The sequence below is a fragment of the Micromonospora arida genome (assembly GCF_003857035.1).
GTDB classification, from domain to species: domain Bacteria; phylum Actinomycetota; class Actinomycetes; order Mycobacteriales; family Micromonosporaceae; genus Micromonospora; species Micromonospora arida.
In genome coordinates this window covers 1-17,263 of the sequence record NZ_QGSY01000278.1, presented here as the reverse complement: position 1 = coordinate 17,263, position 17,263 = coordinate 1, and the positions used below count along the sequence as shown (strand labels likewise).

Genomic DNA, 17,263 nt, shown 5'->3' with positions numbered 1-17,263 from the left:
CCACCCCACCACCGCCGCCCACCCTGGCCGCCGGCCCGGTGTCGGTGAGCTTCAAGGGCGAGTTCTTCTCGTGGGCCCTGCTGGACCGGACGACGGGCAAGATCTCCGGGTCGCCGAACATGACCGCGACCAGCTCCACCGAATCGATGATCAAGGCGTGGATCGTCTCCGACTACCTGCGACAGCTCGGCGACAAGGAGCCGCCCGCAGCGATGAAGGAGGCCGCTCGACTCGCCATCGTCGACAGCAACGACGGAGCGGCCAACAAGGTCCACGCCGCTGCGGGTGGCTCCTACAAGCCCTCGTCGAGCAGCGTCCCCGACGCGGTGATCCAGCGGGCTATCAAGATCTGCGGGCTGACCGACACCAAGCGCGGCAACGTCAAGCCGTACACCGGCTACTGGAGCTTCACCCGGATGTCCCCCCGCGACGCGGTAAGGGTCGGCGACTGCATCGCCGACGGCAAGGCTGCCGGCCCGAAGTGGACCAAGTGGGTGCTGGACCAGATGAGCAAGGTCAAGGGCACCACCGCGGCCAAGGACCAGCGGGTCTCCTCCGGTGGTGGCCGCTGGGGGATCATCGACGGCCTACCCAAGTCGATCACCGCTCAGGGGCCGGTCAGCATCAAGAACGGCTGGACCCCCATCTACGGCGACGGCAACTGGCACGTCAACTGCCTCGCCGTCACCAGCAAGTGGAGCCTCGCGGTGATGCTGCGCTACCCGATCAGGACCGGTCTGGACTACGGCGCGAAGGTCTGCGCCAGTGTGGCCACCCAACTGGTCACCCCGCAGCCGGGCGCCGCCCTCAAGGTGCCGCAGCAGCCGGTCGGAAAGCTCTGATGGCCGGCAACCGTCGGGTCGACCGCCGTAACGGCGGCGAGGCCTCTCCGATTCGGCTGATCGCCGTCGCGGTCATCCTGATCGGGCTGGTCCTGGTGTCGCTGCGGCTGCTGCCCGGCTCGCCGTTCGAGTCGTCCGCCGCGGCCAAGTGGGGCGACGCGGGCTCCGGCACCAGCGACCGCCCAACCGGCGCCGGCACCGACCGCAGCGCCCGCCAGCCGTCCTCGCCGTCACCGAGCCCCAGCCCGTCGCTGGAGCCGCTGCCCTTCGTGGCGAAGAACCTCGATCTGGACATCAAGGGCTGGTACTCCTGGAGCGTCCTCGACCGCCGGACCGGAAAGATCATCGGTTCGAAGAACATGGGCGAGACCAGCACGACCGCCTCGATGATCAAGGCCTGGATCGTCGCCGACTACCTGCGTCGCGCGGCCGACGCCGGCCAGACCCCGAGCGACGCGAAGCTCGCCGACGCGACGCGGATCATCCGGGACAGCGACAACACCCGGGCCGAACAGTTCTACAACCTGGTCGGCCGGGATGCCTCGATCAAGCGACTGATCTCCATGTGCAAGTTGACCGACAGCAGCGTCGCCCCCGACAAGGGTTGGAGCCGGACCGCGCTCTCCCCCCGGGACACCGCCCGGATGGGCAACTGCATCGTCACCGGCACGGCCGCCGGGCCGAAGTGGACCAAGTGGCTGCTCAACGAGATGAAGCTGGTTCGCGGTGCCGGCGACTTCGGCATCCGCAAGGCCTTCCCGGCGGCGGAGCAGAAGAAGATCGCCATCAAGAACGGGTGGATCGACCGGACCAAGGAGCAGGAGATGCACATCAACTGCCTGGCCATCGGTGACACCTGGACGATGGGCGTGATGGTCAAGTACCCGATCAACATGGGCTACGACTACGGCATGAAGAACTGCGAGAAGATCACCGAGGCACTGCTCCGCCCCGGCACCTGAGCCCCTCAGACTGACGCCGGGCGCTCTGACCCGAGGTTTTGGCGGGCCTCGATTGTGCCCGACCCTGCGTATTGACGGGCCCGACGTACTGACGGGCCCGGCGTACTGACGGGCCCGGCGTACTGACGGGCCCGACGGTGGCGGTCAGCCGGCGAAGAACTCCGGGCCGCCTTCCGGCAGCGCCGGGGCCTCGCCGATGGCGGCGGCCCGCCGGGCCCACTCGCGCAGCCCGGCGACCTGCCGGTCGCCAAGGGAGAAGTCGAGGGTCCGGAAGTACGTGGCCAGCGTCGCTGCGTCGAAGGTCTCCCAGCGAGCAGCCGCCTCGGCGACCTGGTCCAACTCCGCCAGGCAGAGATCCCGCGAGCGCAGGAAGGCCTCGTGCACCTCCTTCACCAGGCCCGGGTGGGCGGCGGCGAAGTCACGGCGGACCGCCCAGACGGCGAAGACCATCGGCAGCCCGGTCCACTCCCGCCACGCCTGCCCGAGGTCGGTGACCGTGAGGCCCTTCTGCGGTGCCTCGTAGTACGCCCGCAGCGCCACGTCCCCGATCAGCACGGCGGCGTCGGCCTCCAGCAGCATCTGGGTCAGGTCCGGCGGGCAGCGGAAGTACTCGGGCCGCACGTTGTACTGCTCGGCGAGCAGCAGCTGAGCCAGCATGACCCCGGTCCGCGAGGTCGAGCCGAGCGCCACCCGGGCGCCGTCCAACTCGCCGAGGGGACGGGTGGAGACCATGTTGACCGAGAGCACCGGTCCGTCACTGCCCACCGCCAGGTCCGGCAGGAGCAGCAGCTCGTCGGCGTGCTTCAGATACTCCAACAGCGTGATCGGGCCGATGTCGAGGTCGCCGGCGACCAGCGCCGCGCTCAACCGGTCCGGCGAGTCCTTGTGCAGATCGACGTCGAGCAGGGCACCGGAGCGCATCAGACCCCAGTAGATCGGCAGGCAGTTCAGGAACTGGATGTGCCCGACCCGCGGGCGTGCGATGCGCTCAGCCATGGCCCGACCGTATCCCCGGCGGCTGGCTCCGGCTCGGCGGGCCGGCCCGGAGTGGCCAAGCCCGCACTTGACGCCCGTCGTGCCGCCCCGGTTACGAACGGCACGAAGACCAGCACCACCAGCAGCCCGACCACACCGGCACCGGCGATCAGCGGCCGAGGCGGAACGACCGCGAGCAACGCCCCGCCGATCAGGAAGCCCGCCATCGAGCCACCCTGCACCGCCGCGCCGTAGCTGGCGTACGCCCGGGCGCGCATCGCCTCCGGTACCCGCCGAGCGGTGAGCAGGTTGGCGAAGACGTTCTCGCCACCGTTGGCCGCACCACCCACCAGCCAGAGCGGCACCAACACACCTGCCGCCGGCACCGTCGCCGCGAGCAACACCATCAGGCTGCACACGGCCAGGGTGGCCAGCACCCCGCGTACCAACGCGGCGTCGTCGTCGAGCCGCCTGGCAAGTCGTACGGCGAGCCAGGTCCCCGGCAGCATGCCAGCCATCCATGCGGCACTGACCAGGCCGTACGTGGTCGCCGAGCCCTCCAACGTCTCCCGGATGAAGAAGACCTCGATCACGTTGATGCCGCCGATCGCCGCGATCACCACGGCGGTGCTCACCACCATGACGAGCATCAACGGATCGCGGCGCAGCCGCCAGCTGATCTCCGTACCCCCGGGGGTTGCCACGCCGCCCGAGACGGCCGGGCCGGCGGCGGCCTCGCTGACGGCGGCCTCGCTGGCGGCGGCCTCGCTGCTCACGGCAGCCTGGCCGGCGGTGGCGGGCCGCCGGCCGCCGCGACGGGTCCGCAGCAGCAGGCCCGCGACCACGAGCGCCAGGTAGGTCACGGCATCGAGAAGCAGCGGTACGCGGGTGCCGAACTGTCCCACCAGCAGGCCGGCCAGCACCGGGCCGCCGAGCGCACCGAGCGAGACGGCGGTCTGACTGATCGCGCTGGCTCGCGGCAGGTCGGCCGGGCGCACCATGGCCGGCAGCAGCGCGGCGAGGCAGGGTTGGGTCACCGCGAGCCCGCAGGCCAGCAGGGCGACGAGCCCGACCACCAGGACCGGTTGCTCGACGACGGCGAGGAGCGCGCAGATTGCGGCCTGCCCGAACCCGATGGTCACCAGCAGGGTACGGCTGTCCATCCGGTCGGCGAGTCGGCCCGCGAGTGGGGCGAGTACCACCAGGGGCAGGGTGGCGGCCAGGAGCAGCCCCGACACGGCCAGCCCACCGGCACCGGCACCCTGTAGGGCCAGCGCCAGCGCGGTCGCCGCGAGGAAGTCGCCGCAGATGGTGGTGCCCCGAGCAGCGGCGGCGAGCCAGACGTCCGCCCAGCGCGACTCGTCAGTTGTGAAGGACATACTTCGAAAATAATGCTTCACAACTGATTCATGCAACCCCGCCTATGCCAGCGGCACCGTCCGGTACTGCACGGCGACCGTGCGCGCCCCCGGCGGCGGGTCACCCTGCCGCCGCCGCGGGTGATAGGGCCGGAGCAGCGCCAGCACCGCCTCGTTCAACTCGGCCAACTCGTCGGCGGTGAGCAGCAACAGCGTGTCGGTGAACAGGGCCGTGTCGTACCACTCGGCCGGCTCGTCCCCGGCGCGCCGCAACCAGTCCCGGGTCCGCTCCATGGCCCGGACCGCATGCGCCTCCACCAGCGCCTGCTCGGCCGCACGCGCCTCAGGCCCGGCATCACGCCCCGCCTCGACCAGCACACTCACACTCGGCACACGCCACAACCGCTCGCGCGCGTCCCCCCGGCTCGGCGCCTGCTCGACCAGGCCGAACTTCGCCAGCGCCCGAAGGTGGTAACTGGTTGCGCTCGGTGACAGCCCAACGATCTCGGCACACTCGGTGGCAGTCCCACCACTCTCGCGACTGTTCAGGTACTCCATGATCGCGATCCGGGCCGGATGGGCCATCGCCCGCATCACCTGGGGGTCGCTGATCGTCATCCGGCGCGAATCGGAGCGGGCCTCGGTCATAGGCCCATGATCCCGGCATGTACCCCAACCTGCCATCACCCCCGCGTCCCGCTCAGACCACCGCGCGTCGGCCACGCTCCACCTTCGGCAGCGAGCAGGCGGATCTGACGGTGGGCACGGCTTGGCGGCGTGGCCTAAATGGCGAGCGCGGCTTGGCGTCTCAGTGGCGCAGTGACGCGGCGACGCGGCGCGGCCTCGCGGCGACGCGGCGCGGCCTCGCGGCGACGTGGCGCGGCTTGGCGGAGGGCTTTGGCGGACGCGCGGGCCGGCGCGGCAAGCGGGGAGCTCGCAATGATCGACGAAATGTCGTTCCGCTCATTGATCAGGACGACTCCAAAGTGTCGTACACCAGTTCTATTCTGGTTTCATGTTGGAGTCGTTGGCGCAGGTGGGCGGGGCAGTCGACGACTGCGCCGAAACCGCGCTCTGGGCGCTCTCCGATGACGAGCTGCTTGCTTCTCTCGACGCGACTCAGGTGTTGGCGCAGCGGTTGGCCGCCGTTCAGCTCGGTCTGGTCCGCGAGTTGGACGGTCGAGGGGTGGCGATCGCCCAGGGCGCCTCATCCACCGCCGTCTGGCTTCGGGAGCGGCTGCGGCTCTCGGGTCGCAGCGCCCGCCAACTGGTCCAGCTCGCCACCACCATCGACGCCGCCCCACCAGCGGTGCGCGACGCGCTGCTCAGCGGTGCCATCACCGTCGAGCAGGGGCGGGTGGTGGCCGAGACGGTCGCCGCCCTCCCGGTCGAAGCCGGTGCCGAGGTGGCGGACAAGGCCACCCAACTACTGATCACCTGGGCCGACCGTTTCGATCCGACAAGCCTGAGCCGGCTCGGCGAGCGCGTCCTCGCGCACGTCGCCCCGGAGCTGGCCGACCAGGCTGAGTTGAAGGCGCTGGAGCGGGCCACCGAGCGGGCCGAGGCCCGCCGGCACGTCACCCTCTCCGAGCAACAGAACGGCCAGGTACGCCTCAGCGGCAACCTCGACACCGAAACCGCGAGCCTGCTGCGCGAGGCGATCGATCCGCTCTGCGCCCCAGCCGGTGAGCATGATGACCGCAGTCCTGGTCAGCGCCGCGCCGATGCGTTGGGTGAGATCTGCCGACTGGCGCTACGCACCGGTCAGCTGCCCGACAACGGGGGCGACCGTCCTCAGCTGGTGGTGACCGTTTCGCTGGAGGAACTAGTCAACGGCGTACGCGCCGGAACACTGGAATCCGGCACGCGCCTCACCCCCGGTGCGGTCCGCCGCCTGGCCTGCGATGCGGGCGTGCTGCCGGTCGTGCTGGATGGCAACAGTCAGGTCCTGGACGTCGGCCGGCAGCGCCGGCTCTTCACCGGCCCTGTGCGGCGCGCGCTGGTCCTGCGGGACGGCGGTTGCGCCTTCCCTGGTTGTGATCGACCGCCGAGATGGTGCGACGGGCACCACATCCGACACTGGGCCGACGGTGGGGTGACGGCGCTGGGCAATGCGGTGCTGCTCTGCGGCTACCACCACCGGTTCATCCACCGCGGCGACTGGACGGTCCGTCTCGCAGCCGACGGCCGACCTCAATTCCTCCCGCCCAGCTGGCTAGACCCGCTGCGCACCCCGCGTCGCAACCTCTACCACCTGCGCTGCTGACGCCCCCAACCACGCCCACGCCGCCCGCGACCGCGACCGCGCCGTAATACCGCGACCGGCACCGCCACCGGCACCGCCACCGCCACCGCGAACACCGCCACCGCGACCGGCACCGCCACCGCCACCGCGAACACCACCACCGCGACCGGCCGCACCGCCACCGCGAACACCGCGATCGGCACCGCGACCGGCACCGCCGCCGCGAACACCGCGATCGGCACCGGCACCGCGACCGCGACCGCGACGACCCTGCTGTCTCTGCCGGAGCAAGCCGCGTGTCCCGGTGATCGACTCGGCTTCCTGGAAACCGGGGCGTTGCACCAGCCCAGACACCGCGACTTCCTGAAAGCCGAGTCGATCACCGGGCGTCGCGGCGGTCGCGGCATGAGAAGCACGGCGCGAGGCGGGGCGTGATCGCCCGGCGACACCCGGTAGGCAATCTGAGCCGAGTCGATCACCGGCGTACGGCGGTCGCGGCATGAGAAGCACGGCGCGGGGCGGGGCGTGATCGCCCGGCGACACCCGGCCAGGCAACACGCCGTCTCGGATGGGTGGTCGTGTCGGTAATTCGCTGGATGCGTCGGGTTCGGAAGCGTAGGGTTGCAGCCCGCTTGACGGCCGAGGTGAGCTGCACCGGAACGGACGTCTTCGCGCCGGGCGGCCGGCCATCCGCCCCCGGACACGCGAGCGCGCAGCAGATGTGAACGATGGGACGTCAGCATGCCCGCACTTGACCTCGACACCCAGCTCCACACCGACACCGACACCGGCCTCGACCTCGACCTTGACGCGGACCTGGCCGCCGAACGCGCACACCTCACCACCTCTCGGGCGGCGCTGGGTCGGATGCGGGAGCGGGCCGAGTCTCTCTTCGCCACCGGTGACCAGGTGGCCGGCGACGCGTACGCGGCCGAGACGCTCGGCCGCACCCTGGCCCGGCGGGTCGCCGAGCTGGCCGACGACCCGACAACTCCGCTCTTCTTCGGCCGCCTCGACTTCGCCGGCGCCCCGAACAACAGCACCACCGACAACAGCACCGCCGACAACAGGACCACAGACAACAGGACCGTCGAGGGCAGGACCACCGACAGCAGGCCCACGAACAGCAGCACCACCGACAGCAGCGCCACCGACAGCAGCACCACGAGCAGCGCCACCGACAGCAGCACCACGAGCAGCGCCACCGACAGCGGCACCACGAGCAGCGGCACCCCGAGTGACAGGCCCACAGCCAGCAGGCCCACCAACGACCCGACCGCACCCGGCACCAGCGGCGATCATCACGGTCGGCGGTATCACGTGGGGCGGCGGCATGTCACCGATGAGCGCGGCGAGCCGTTGGTGCTGGACTGGCGGGCACCGGTCTCCCGTTCGTTCTACCGGGCCAGCGTGCGGGATCCGCAGGGGGTGGCGGTTCGGCGGCGGTTCGGGTTCAGCAATGGTGTGCTGACCAGCTTCGAGGATGAGCGGCTGGATCGGGGCGAAGAGCTCGGTACGACGAGTCGGATCCTCACCGCCGAGATCGAGCGTCCGCGCGTCGGGCCGATGCGGGACATCGTCGCCACGATCCAGCCGGAGCAGGACGAGCTGGTCCGGGCTGACCTCGCGGACTCGATCTGTGTGCAGGGCGCGCCGGGTACGGGGAAGACGGCGGTGGGTCTGCACCGGGCCGCGTACCTGCTCTACCTGCACCGGGAGCGGTTGCGGCGGGCGGGTGTGCTGATCGTCGGGCCGAACCGGGCGTTCCTGTCGTACATCGCGGCGGTGCTGCCGGCGCTCGGTGAGGTCGAGGTCGAGCAGGCCACGGTGGAGGAGTTGATCTCCCGGGTGGCGGTTCGGGCGGTCGAGGCGCCGGCGGTGGCCACACTCAAACACGACGTACGGATGGCGAGCGTGCTGCGGCGCGCGGTGCAGGGGCAGATCGGCACTCCGACCGATTCGATCACCGTGTCGGACGGCTCGTTCCGCTGGCGGATCGGGGTGGAGCCGTTGCACCGAATCGTCGAGGAGACCCGCCGGGAGGGGCTGCCGTACGGCACGGGCCGGGAACGTGTCCAGGCGCGGGTGGTGAGTCTGCTGCAACGGCAGGCCGAGGCGCGGCGTGCGGAGTCGCCCAGCGATGCCTGGCTGCGCCGGATGAGCCGTTGCCGGCCGGTGCTCGACTTCCTGGACGCGGTCTGGCCGGCGCTCACCCCGGAAGGGCTGGTGCACGGCCTGTTCTCCGACCCGACCCGGCTCGCCGCCGCGGCGGACGGGCTGCTCAGCGACGCCGAGCAGGCGCAGTTGATCTGGGCGAAGCCGGCCCGCACGCCGAAGGCGACCCGTTGGACCGCCGCCGACGCGGTGCTGATCGACGAGGCGACCGGGCTGCTGGAACGGCTCTCCGGGTTCGGGCACGTGGTGGTGGACGAGGCGCAGGACCTCTCCCCGATGCAGTGTCGGGCCATCGCTCGGCGCAGCGAGCACGGCTCGGTCACGCTGCTGGGTGACCTCGCCCAGGGCACCGCGCCGTGGGCGGCGACGGACTGGCGGGAATCCCTCGCCCATCTGGGCAAGCCGGACGCGGTGGTGGTCCCGTTGACCGTCGGTTTCCGGGTGCCCGCCGCAGTCGTCGCATTCGCGAACCTGCTGCTCCCGGCGCTAGCGGTGGACGTACCGCCGGCCGAGTCGCTGCGCCACGACGGCGGCCTGGACGTGCGTACGGTGGCCGACCTGACCTCGGCGACGGTGGCCGAGGTGCGCGCGGCGCTCGCGCACGACGGCTCGGTCGGTGTGATCGCCGCGGACGACGCGGTCGACGGCCTGCGCGCGGCGCTGGCCGAGGCCGGTGTCGAGACCGCGACCGCCGACGACGTGGCGGCCGCGGAGCGGGTCACCGTGGTGCCGGCGACGCTGGTCAAGGGCCTTGAGTACGACCATGTGGTGGTGGTCGAGCCGGCCGCGATCGTCGCGGCCGAGCCGCGCGGGCTGCACCGGTTGTACGTGGTGCTCACCCGGGCGGTGTCCCGGCTGGCGGTGCTGCACGTTGCGGCGCTGCCCGCACCGCTCGTCGACGGGTCAGCCGACTGACAGGGCTGCCGCGACCTCCCGCAGCGGGCGGCCGGAGTCGGCCAGCGGCACGTGGAACGACAGCCACGACCCGTCGGCGAAGTCGATCCGCAGTCGCTTCCAGTTCAACCGGTACCTGCCGAACCGGGCGGTGACGGCCGTGCGCGGGACGGACCCGAGCAGTTCGATGTCGGCTTGGGCCCGTTCGTCCGCCGCCGAGCTGGAGAGCAGCCCGACGGGTGCTGTCGCGCCGAGCAGAAGTCGCTGGTCGGTGACCGCCAGCACGAGGGTTCGGAGGCCGGAGCCCTTCGTCGCCACGGTCAGGGCATGGTGCAGCACGGACGCTTGGGAATCTGGCTCGCCTCGACCTCCGACACCGAAGAAGAGCCAGTCGACGGCGTTGTCCGCCCGACCGAAGGTGATGTTCGGTGACAGCACGTTGAGCAGGACACCCAGGAAGCCCGGTCCACCCGTGGCGGGTGGCGTCGACGGCTGTGGGGGCGGTGCCGGGGTCAGCCCGCCGCCCGCTCGAACCTGGGCCACCGCGCGCACCTGCTCCCCGGCCGGCAGCAGCCGGGTGATCCCGTCGACGTACCGTGCCTGACTCTCGTCGACCGTCATCAGCGCCCCTCGTGGTCGGCGGGTCGGCGCGGACCGGCGCCCGGGTCTCCGATGACCTCGCCGACCAACTCCCGGACCAGGGCCGCTGCGGCCTCCTGCGCCCGGTTGGCGGCTGCGGTGAACTCCTCGGCCAGGCTGTAGGAGTCCAGTCGCATCGCCCGCGCGTTCAGCTCCGTAGAAACGATCTTGCCGTCGGCTGCGGCGGTGACCCGCACCAGGCCGGAGTCGCTCACGCCCTCGGCGCTGGTCTGCTCCAGCTCCGCCATCCGGTCGGCGAGTTGCCGCTGCCATCCGTCCAGGTTGCGGGCCAGCGCCTCGATGCGGTCCAGGGCGGGGAAGGTCATGGCTGCCTCTCAGTTCACGATGGAGTCGAAGACATTCTGCACACCCACTGTGTACGGGCCCAGGTCTTCGCTGTACGTGCCGTCCACCAGGTAGTTGCGGTCCTTCTGCCCGTCGGAGATGTCGTGCAGGCCCACGCCGGTGTCGAGCAGAGCGCCGCCGAAACCGGGGATGTTGACCGGCGAGACCTGGTTGATGACGAACTTGCCCGGAAAGAGAGTCTTGAACTTCTCGACCTGGAAGGCCCGCCCCTCGGGCGTCCAGCCGCCCTTGCTGAGCAGCTTGTACTGCTTCTTTCGCTTCTTGAGCTCCATGACGGTCTCCGCGTACTTGCGGAGCTGCCCGGCGACCTTGCCCAGCCGGGCGGCGAGGCGGGTGAGCACCTCGGCGAACCGGGCGACGATCTTCACCATCCGACCCACTGTGGTGGCCAGCCGGGCCAGCACCCGGACCACCGTGGCGGCCAACGAGACGCCGGCGCTCAGCGCCGCGGCCACCGCCGCGATGATCACCTCGGTGAGGAACCAGAGCAGGAACTCGAGGATCAGCTCGACCAGCAGATTGAACGCGTCCACCGCCGCGTTCGCCGCCTCGACCAGCACGTCCTTCGTGCCGTCGAGCCCCTGGGCCAGCTCCTCGATCGCCGCCTCCACCGACTCCATCGAGGCATGGAAGCTCTCGGCCGCGTCGCCCGTCCACGCGCCGCGCAACCGGGCCCGGTCGGCGATCTGGTCACCGGCGATCTCCCGTACCGCCGCGCCGGTGTCCAGGCAGAGCTGCGCGGCCCGCATCAGGTCGTCCGGTTCGCCAGCGACCAGCTCCAACAGCTGCTCGAACGGCCAGAGCACCGCGTTGGAGAGCGGCTTGAAGGGTTCGGGCGTGCCCGAGACGATCTGCTCGAAGTAGGTCTTGTTGCGCTGCAACGCCTCGGTGCTCACGCCGGCACCGAACCGTTCGGAGCGCCGGTGCCACCCGACCAGGGGCCGGGCGCGATGACGTCGGGAGCGGGCGGGCGGCCGGGCACGAAGAGATCGGTGTTGGCCACGTCGGTGCCCGTGTAGGCGGCGGCGGTGTCGGTGAGCCCTTCGGCGATGTCCGCCATCATCTCGGCACCGTCGGCGAGCCCCTGAAGGCACGCCTCGAACTGCTCGGCGTACGTCGCCGCGAGGTTGAAGGACGCCGGCATCACCCCGAAGGCGTGCCGTGGCACGTGCCCGTCGCCGAAGGCGCGGTGCAGCTCGCGGAAACGGGCCGCCCGATCCCTGGACCCGGCGGCGAACGCCGTCAGAGCCTCCGGCTGGACCTCCAACTCATTGCTCGGGCTTGACACGAACCCTCCCCTGTGGCCTGTGCGACGGATCAGTCGCCACGACTGACCACCATAGGCACTGCTCGCCGCGATCGGGGGGCCCGTCGGTGATGACGGGTCCACCCATCTCGACTTTGTGTCGTAAAGTAGTTTGCGTGGACCCCGACGATGATTCACCACCCACCGATGCCGCGGCGGCGCTCCGGCTGATCCAGGACCAGCGGTCGGCGACGGCACGCCGGCTCGATCCCGACGCCCGCCTGCTCTACTGGCCGTGGGGTGTCGCCTGGCTGGTCGGCTTCGGGCTGTTCTTCCTCCGGTTCGCCCCCGGTGACCGGGCTCTGGTTCCACTGCCCAGCTGGCTGCCGCTGACCGTCCTCTTCGTACTGCTCGCGGCCGCCGGAACGGTCCAGGCGGTGGTGAGCGTGCGGGCCTACGGCCAGGTGAGCGGTGACTCCGCCCGACGTGGGCAGTGGTACGGGTACGCCTGGGCCCTCGGTTCGGTAAGCGTCTACGCGGGGCTCGGCCGGATCTCCGAGCACCTGCCGCACGACCTGGCGGCGTTGCTCTGGTCGGCGACCGCCGTCGGGCTGACCGGTGCGCTGCACATGGCCGGCGGGGCCGTCTGGCTGGACCAGGACCTGTTCCGCCTCGGCCTCTGGATCAGCGTGATCAACCTGGTCGGGGCGTTCGCCGGGCCGGGCTGGCACCCGCTCGTCGTGGCGGTGGCCGGCGGTGGCGGAATCCTGGTGGCCGGCGCGCTGGCCCGGCGGCGACAGCGACAGCGGCAGCAGCCGTGACCGAGCTGGATCCGGTCATCCACGCGCAGGCCCGGCTGCGGGTGGTCGCCAGCCTCTCCGCTCTCAACGTCGGCGACAAGATCGCGTTCCCCCGCCTACAGGAACTGCTCGCTATGACCGCCGGCAACCTCTCGGTGCACCTGCGCAAACTCGAGGACGCCGGCTACGTGGAGATCAGCAAGACCCATCGTGGACGCACCCCGGCGACCCTGGTCGGGCTCAGCCGGCGAGGTCGGCTGGCGTTCGAGGAGTACACCGAAGCGATCCGCGCCCTGCTCGACCCCGCCCCGTCGAAGGAGCAGCCATGACCCTTGCCCGCGCCGAACAGGCCAGCCGCCGGTACGGCGACGTCCTCGCCCTCGACCGTGTCGACCTGGAGGTCCGGGCCGGTGAGCTGGTCGGCCTGCTCGGGCCGAACGGCGCTGGCAAGAGCACCCTGATGAACCTGCTGGTGGGCCTGCGCCGCCCCAGCTCCGGGCGGGTGGAGCTGTTCGGCGGAGACCCCCGTGACCCGGCGAGCCGGCGGCAGATCGGGGTCACCCCGCAGGAGACCGGTCTGCCCGGCACGCTGCGCGTCGGCGAGGTCGTCGACTTCGTCTCCGCGCACTACCCCGACCCGGTGCCCCGGGCCGAACTGCTCGATCGCTTCGGTCTCGCCGACCTGGCCCGACGGCAGACCGGTGGGCTCTCCGGCGGGCAACGCCGCCGATTGGCGGTGGCGTTGGCGTTCGTCGGCCGACCCCGGTTGGTGCTGCTCGACGAACCAACCACGGGCCTGGACGTGGCCGCCCGACACACCCTGTGGGACGCGATCCGGGCATTCCACGACGACGGCGGCACCGTGCTGTTGAGCAGCCACTACCTGGAGGAGGTGGAGGCGCTCGCCCGCCGGGTGGTGGTCATCGGGCAGGGCCGGGTGCTCGCCGACGACACAGTGGACGCGGTGCGCGGCATCGTGGGCGTACGCCGGGTCAGCCTCGTCGCCGATGACCTGCCCGACCTGCCCGGGGTGGTCCGCAGCGAACGGGTCGACGGTCGGCTGCACCTGCTCACCACCGATGCCGACGAGCTGGTCCGAGCGCTGGTCACGGCCCAGACCCCGTTCACCGACCTGGAGGTACGGCCGACCTCGCTGGAGGAGGCGTTCCTCGCGATCACCAGCGGAAACGTCACCAGCGGCGACGAGCCCTCCGGCACCGGCCGACCCACCACCGCCGCTGCCGGCGGCCGACCCACCACCGTCTGAGGAGGCGACAGTGCAGCTCGCCCTGGTCCACGCCCGCTACCAACTCCTGGAGATCATCCGGATTCCGGTGGCCGTCTTCGGCAGCGCCTTCTTTCCGGCCGCGGCCATGATCTTCTTCGTGGTGCCGTTCGCAGGTGAGGACGCGGTCGGTGCCACCTACGCCACCGCGTCGATGGTCACCTTCTCGGTGATGAGCGCCAACATCTTCCAGTACGGCGTCGGTGTCGCCGAGGACCGCGACCAGCCCTGGAACCCGTACACCCGGACCCTGCCGGCCGGATCCGCGCCGCGGTTCGCAGGCCGGGTGCTGGCCGGCCTGGTGCTGACCTACCTCTCGCTGATCCCGGTCGTGGTGATCGGCGCGACGCTGACCGCGGCCCAGCTCACCCCGGCGGCGTTCCTGCTGGCCCTCGGCACCGTGGCCGTCATCTCGGTGCCGTTCACGCTGATGGGGCTCGCCATCGGCTACTCGCTGCCGAGCAAGGCGGCGATCGTGGTGGCGCAGGTGCTCTTCCTGCCGCTCGCGTTCGGCGGCGGCCTGCTCTCCGCGCCGGGCGAGGCGCCCGGGTTCATCGAGACGATCGCCCCGTACCTGCCCACCCGGGGAGCGGCCGAACTGATGTGGGCGGCGGTGGGCGACTACCGCGTCGAGCCGCTGGCGCTGATCATGCTCGGTGTCTGGGTGGTGCTGCTCGCCGCGCTCGCCGGCTGGGCGTACCGGCGGGACGAGGGTCGCCGGTTCAGCTGACGATTCGTCCGTTTTCGCCCCGGGCCGCGGCGGGACGGTGCCAGGATTCCGGCAGGGGGCCGCCGTGGCCGCCCGGGCCGAGAGGGGTCTTGACGTGAGCACCGTCCCGCCGGGTACGCCCTGCTGGGCCGACCTGGCCACCCCGGACCTGACCGACGCGCGACGCTTCTACCCGGAGCTGTTCGGGTGGACCGGCCAGGTCACCCCGGAGCCCGAGGCGGGCGGCTACACGGTCTTCCTGCTCGACGGTAAGCCGGTGGCCGGCGCCGGCCCACCCGCGATCCCGGACCAGATTCCGATCTGGTCGACGTACCTCGCCACCGACGACGCCGAACTCGTCGCCGGCCGGGTCGAACGGGCCGGCGGGCAGGTCGTCGTACCCCCGTTCGAGGTCTTCGACCGGGGCTGGATGGCGGTCTTCGCCGACCCGGCCGGCGCCACGTTCAGCGTCTGGCAGCCGCTGGCCATGGCCGGTGCCGAGGTGTTCAACGTGCCGGGCGCGATGAGCTGGAACGAGCTGGTCACCCCCGACCCCGAAGGCGCGAAGGTCTTCTACGAGCTGGTGTTCGGCTGGCAGCCCGACGACCAGGCGGTGGGCGCGATGACGTACACCGGGTGGCGGCTCGGGACGCAGATCGTCGCCGGGATGATGCCGCCGCTGGCCGACGACTTCCCGGCCGACCTGCCCGCGTACTGGACGGTCTACTTCGCGGTGGCCGACGCGGACGCCGCCGCGGCCCGCGCCGCCGAGCTGGGCGGAACGATCCTGGTCCCACCCCGCGACATCCCGGCGGGCCGCTTCGCCGCCCTGCGCGACCCCCAGGGCGCCCTCTTCTCCGTCATCGACCTGGGCCCCTGACCCACCGCCTGCGTGCTCAGGGGCGGGTGGGGCGGACGGGGACCACCAACGGGCCGTGGGCGCCGGGGACCACCCGGACGCTGGCCCGGTAGTGGGTGGCGAGCAGCTCCTCGGTCAGCACCTCGCGCGGAGTCCCGGCGGCCACCACCCGACCGGCGGCGAGCATCACCATCCGGTCGGCGTACTCACCGGCCAGCGAGAGGTCGTGCATCGTGGCCAGGACGGTCAGGCCGTGCTCGCGGCGTAACTGGTCGACGACTTCGAGCACGTCCTGCTGGTGGCCGATGTCGAGCGCGCTGGTCGGCTCGTCGAGCAGCAGCAGCGTCGCGCCCTGGGCGAGCGCGCGGGCGAGGAACACCCGCTGCCGTTCGCCGCCGGAGAGGGTGGCCAGTTCGCGACGGTGGAAGCCGGCGAGGTCCAACCGCCCCAGCACCTCGTGCACGGCGTCGACGTCGGCGGTCGACTCCCGGCCCAGGGTCGGGATGTACGGGGTGCGGCCGAGCAGCACGTAGTCCAGCACCGACATGCCGGGCGGCACCACCGGGGACTGTGCCACCGTGGCCACTATCCGGGCGCGGTCCCGACGGCGCAGCGCGGCACTCGGCGTACCGAAGAGGGTGATCGCCTTCGGCGCGGGCAGCAGGCCGCCGACGGCGCGCAACAGGGTGGATTTGCCGGCGCCGTTCGGGCCGATCACGGTGACCCACTCGCCGACGGCGACGGTGAGGTCGACGCCGGTCAGGATCGGCGTGCCACCGAGGGCGACGTGCAGCCCGCGCACCTCGACGGCCGGCGTGCCGGCGGCGGGTTCGCGGCTCACGTGAGCACTCGCCGGGCGGTCCGCAGCACGAGGACGAAGAACGGGCCGCCCAGCAGGGCGGTCACCACTCCGATCGGCAGCTCGGAGGGAGCGGCGACGGTGCGGGCCACCACGTCGGTCAGCGCCAGGAACGCGCCGCCGAACAGCAGCGACATCGGCAGGATCACCCGGTAGCTGGACCCGGCGAGCAGCCGGACGGTGTGCGGCACGATGATGCCGACGAAGCCGATCAGGCCGGTCGCGGAGACCGCCGCCGCGGTGCCCAGCGAGGCGGCGGCGATCAACAGGTACCGAGTGCGCTGCGGGTGCAGGCCCAGACTTCGCGCCTCGTCGTCGCCGACCGCGAGGACATCCAGTTCGCGGCGGTGCAGCAGCACCACCACCGTGGTCAGCGCGGCGTACGGCAGCACCAGCAGCACGTCGTGCCAACCGGCGGTGGCCAGCCGGCCGAGCAACCAGGAGTAGACCGGCTGGATGCTGTCGGCGTGTCGTTGCAGGAGGTACGTCTGCCCGGCGGAGAGGAACGCGGAGACCGCCACCCCGGCCAGGATCAGCATGGCCGGTGACCCGCGTCGCCCACCGGCCGCGCCGAGCACGTAGGTCATCGTGACGGCGAGCAGCGAACCGGCGAACGCGGCCAGCGGAATGGTCATCGGCAAGCCGGAGAGCGTGCCCTGCTGGCCGGCGCCGCCGAGGGCGATCGCCGCGGTGACCGCGAGGCCGGCACCGGCGGCCACACCGAGCAGGTACGGGTCGGCCAGCGGGTTGCGGAACACGCCCTGGTAGCAACCACCGGCGAGGGCGAGCAGACCGCCGACGAGCAGGCCCAGCACCACCCGGGGCAGGCGCAGCTCGGTGACGATCGCGATCTCACGCTCGGTCAGCCCGCTGTCGAGGTGCACGCCGGGAAACAGGTTGAGCAGCTCGGCGGCGACGCTGCCCGGGGGCAGGCTCACCGGGCCGAGCGACACCCCGACGACGAGCGCGACGAGCACCGCGACCAACCCCGCGACCAACCACCGCATGCGCAGCCCGGCCGGCCGGGCTGCGCATGCGGTGGTTGGTCG

19 protein-coding genes are annotated in these 17,263 nt (G+C 71.6%); 9 read left to right on the top strand and 10 right to left on the bottom strand.

The annotated features are described in order from the left end of the window. Both DLJ58_RS28315 and DLJ58_RS28310 read left to right on the top strand, forming a co-directional pair. Positions 1–842, top strand: an 842-nt coding sequence (locus DLJ58_RS28315; protein ID WP_124860838.1) for a serine hydrolase, incomplete at its 5' end; no start/stop codon positions are given. Beyond that, positions 842–1,804 carry a serine hydrolase gene (locus DLJ58_RS28310; RefSeq protein WP_124860836.1) on the top strand — a complete coding sequence of 321 codons (963 nt, stop codon included), beginning with the start codon at positions 842–844 and terminating at the stop codon, positions 1,802–1,804. The genes DLJ58_RS28315 and DLJ58_RS28310, both read left to right, overlap by 1 nt. A 144-nt stretch (positions 1,805–1,948) precedes the next feature. Here DLJ58_RS28310 and DLJ58_RS28305 read toward each other — a convergent pair whose 3' ends face one another. The 3 genes from DLJ58_RS28305 to DLJ58_RS28295 are packed head-to-tail and all read right to left on the bottom strand — an operon-like array spanning position 1,949 to position 4,785. Further along, positions 1,949–2,800 (bottom strand): menaquinone biosynthetic enzyme MqnA/MqnD family protein, encoded by an 852-nt coding sequence (locus DLJ58_RS28305; RefSeq protein ID WP_124860834.1) that lies wholly within the window; start codon positions 2,798–2,800, stop codon positions 1,949–1,951. Further along, on the bottom strand, positions 2,752–4,158 hold the full coding sequence (locus tag DLJ58_RS28300; protein WP_124860832.1) for an MFS transporter: 1,407 nt from the start codon (positions 4,156–4,158) through the stop codon (positions 2,752–2,754). Before DLJ58_RS28300 ends, DLJ58_RS28305 begins: the two co-directional genes overlap by 49 nt. 42 nt (positions 4,159–4,200) lie before the next feature. Beyond that, complete coding sequence (locus tag DLJ58_RS28295; protein ID WP_124860830.1) at positions 4,201–4,785, bottom strand: winged helix-turn-helix domain-containing protein; 585 nt, start codon at positions 4,783–4,785, stop codon at positions 4,201–4,203. Between the two features lie 367 nt (positions 4,786–5,152). On the opposite strand from DLJ58_RS28295, the gene DLJ58_RS28290 reads away from it, so the two are divergent. Beyond that, positions 5,153–6,403, top strand: coding sequence for an HNH endonuclease signature motif containing protein (locus DLJ58_RS28290; protein ID WP_124860828.1), 1,251 nt, complete (start codon positions 5,153–5,155; stop codon positions 6,401–6,403). On the opposite strand, the gene DLJ58_RS34970 is transcribed toward DLJ58_RS28290, so the two are convergent. After that, the gene (locus tag DLJ58_RS34970; RefSeq protein WP_124860826.1) at positions 6,385–6,630 is read right to left on the bottom strand and encodes a hypothetical protein; all 246 of its coding nucleotides are present in this window, start codon (positions 6,628–6,630) and stop codon (positions 6,385–6,387) included. The two genes, DLJ58_RS28290 and DLJ58_RS34970, sit on opposite strands and share 19 nt — an antisense overlap. A gap of 493 nt (positions 6,631–7,123) precedes the next feature. Here DLJ58_RS34970 and DLJ58_RS28275 point away from each other — a divergent pair, with 493 nt between their 5' ends. Next, entirely contained in the window at positions 7,124–9,472 is a 2,349-nt protein-coding gene (locus tag DLJ58_RS28275; RefSeq protein ID WP_244219163.1) for a HelD family protein, read from the top strand. Here DLJ58_RS28275 and DLJ58_RS28270 read toward each other — a convergent pair. From DLJ58_RS28270 to DLJ58_RS28255, 4 genes are read right to left on the bottom strand one after another with little or no spacing between them, the layout of a single operon-like run. Continuing rightward, entirely contained in the window at positions 9,461–10,072 is a 612-nt protein-coding gene (locus DLJ58_RS28270) for a hypothetical protein (protein WP_124860824.1), read from the bottom strand. The two genes, DLJ58_RS28275 and DLJ58_RS28270, sit on opposite strands and share 12 nt — an antisense overlap. After that, positions 10,072–10,416: a YbaB/EbfC family nucleoid-associated protein gene (locus tag DLJ58_RS28265; protein WP_124860822.1), complete on the bottom strand. Its 345-nt coding sequence runs from the start codon at positions 10,414–10,416 to the stop codon at positions 10,072–10,074. Before DLJ58_RS28265 ends, DLJ58_RS28270 begins: the two co-directional genes overlap by 1 nt. A 9-nt stretch (positions 10,417–10,425) precedes the next feature. Continuing rightward, positions 10,426–11,352, bottom strand: coding sequence for a WXG100 family type VII secretion target (locus DLJ58_RS28260; RefSeq protein WP_124860820.1), 927 nt, complete (start codon positions 11,350–11,352; stop codon positions 10,426–10,428). Further along, positions 11,349–11,744, bottom strand: a complete 396-nt coding sequence (locus tag DLJ58_RS28255; RefSeq protein ID WP_112668760.1) for a type VII secretion target — start codon at positions 11,742–11,744, stop codon at positions 11,349–11,351. The genes DLJ58_RS28260 and DLJ58_RS28255 overlap by 4 nt, the downstream gene beginning before the upstream one ends. 134 nt (positions 11,745–11,878) lie before the next feature. On the opposite strand from DLJ58_RS28255, the gene DLJ58_RS28250 reads away from it, so the two are divergent. The 5 genes from DLJ58_RS28250 to DLJ58_RS28230 all read left to right on the top strand — a co-directional run bounded on the left by DLJ58_RS28250 (position 11,879) and on the right by DLJ58_RS28230 (position 15,376). Then, on the top strand, positions 11,879–12,523 hold the full coding sequence (locus tag DLJ58_RS28250; RefSeq protein ID WP_124860818.1) for a transporter: 645 nt from the start codon (positions 11,879–11,881) through the stop codon (positions 12,521–12,523). After that, positions 12,520–12,831: a transcriptional regulator gene (locus DLJ58_RS28245; protein ID WP_091395655.1), complete on the top strand. Its 312-nt coding sequence runs from the start codon at positions 12,520–12,522 to the stop codon at positions 12,829–12,831. The genes DLJ58_RS28250 and DLJ58_RS28245 overlap by 4 nt, the downstream gene beginning before the upstream one ends. Next, positions 12,828–13,769, top strand: a complete 942-nt coding sequence (locus DLJ58_RS28240) for an ABC transporter ATP-binding protein (RefSeq protein WP_124860816.1) — start codon at positions 12,828–12,830, stop codon at positions 13,767–13,769. Before DLJ58_RS28245 ends, DLJ58_RS28240 begins: the two co-directional genes overlap by 4 nt. A 10-nt stretch (positions 13,770–13,779) precedes the next feature. Beyond that, positions 13,780–14,517 (top strand): ABC transporter permease, encoded by a 738-nt coding sequence (locus DLJ58_RS28235; protein ID WP_124860814.1) that lies wholly within the window; start codon positions 13,780–13,782, stop codon positions 14,515–14,517. Positions 14,518–14,611: 94 nt separating this feature from the next. After that, entirely contained in the window at positions 14,612–15,376 is a 765-nt protein-coding gene (locus DLJ58_RS28230; protein ID WP_091395664.1) for a VOC family protein, read from the top strand. A 16-nt stretch (positions 15,377–15,392) separates the two neighbouring features. On the opposite strand, the gene DLJ58_RS28225 is transcribed toward DLJ58_RS28230, so the two are convergent. Together DLJ58_RS28225 and DLJ58_RS28220 are read right to left on the bottom strand one after the other, a co-directional pair. Next, a complete protein-coding gene (locus tag DLJ58_RS28225) occupies positions 15,393–16,196 on the bottom strand; it encodes an ABC transporter ATP-binding protein (RefSeq protein WP_124860812.1) in 804 nt (267 codons plus the stop codon). Further along, entirely contained in the window at positions 16,193–17,227 is a 1,035-nt protein-coding gene (locus tag DLJ58_RS28220; protein ID WP_124860840.1) for a FecCD family ABC transporter permease, read from the bottom strand. Before DLJ58_RS28220 ends, DLJ58_RS28225 begins: the two co-directional genes overlap by 4 nt. Positions 17,228–17,263: the final 36 nt, after the last annotated feature.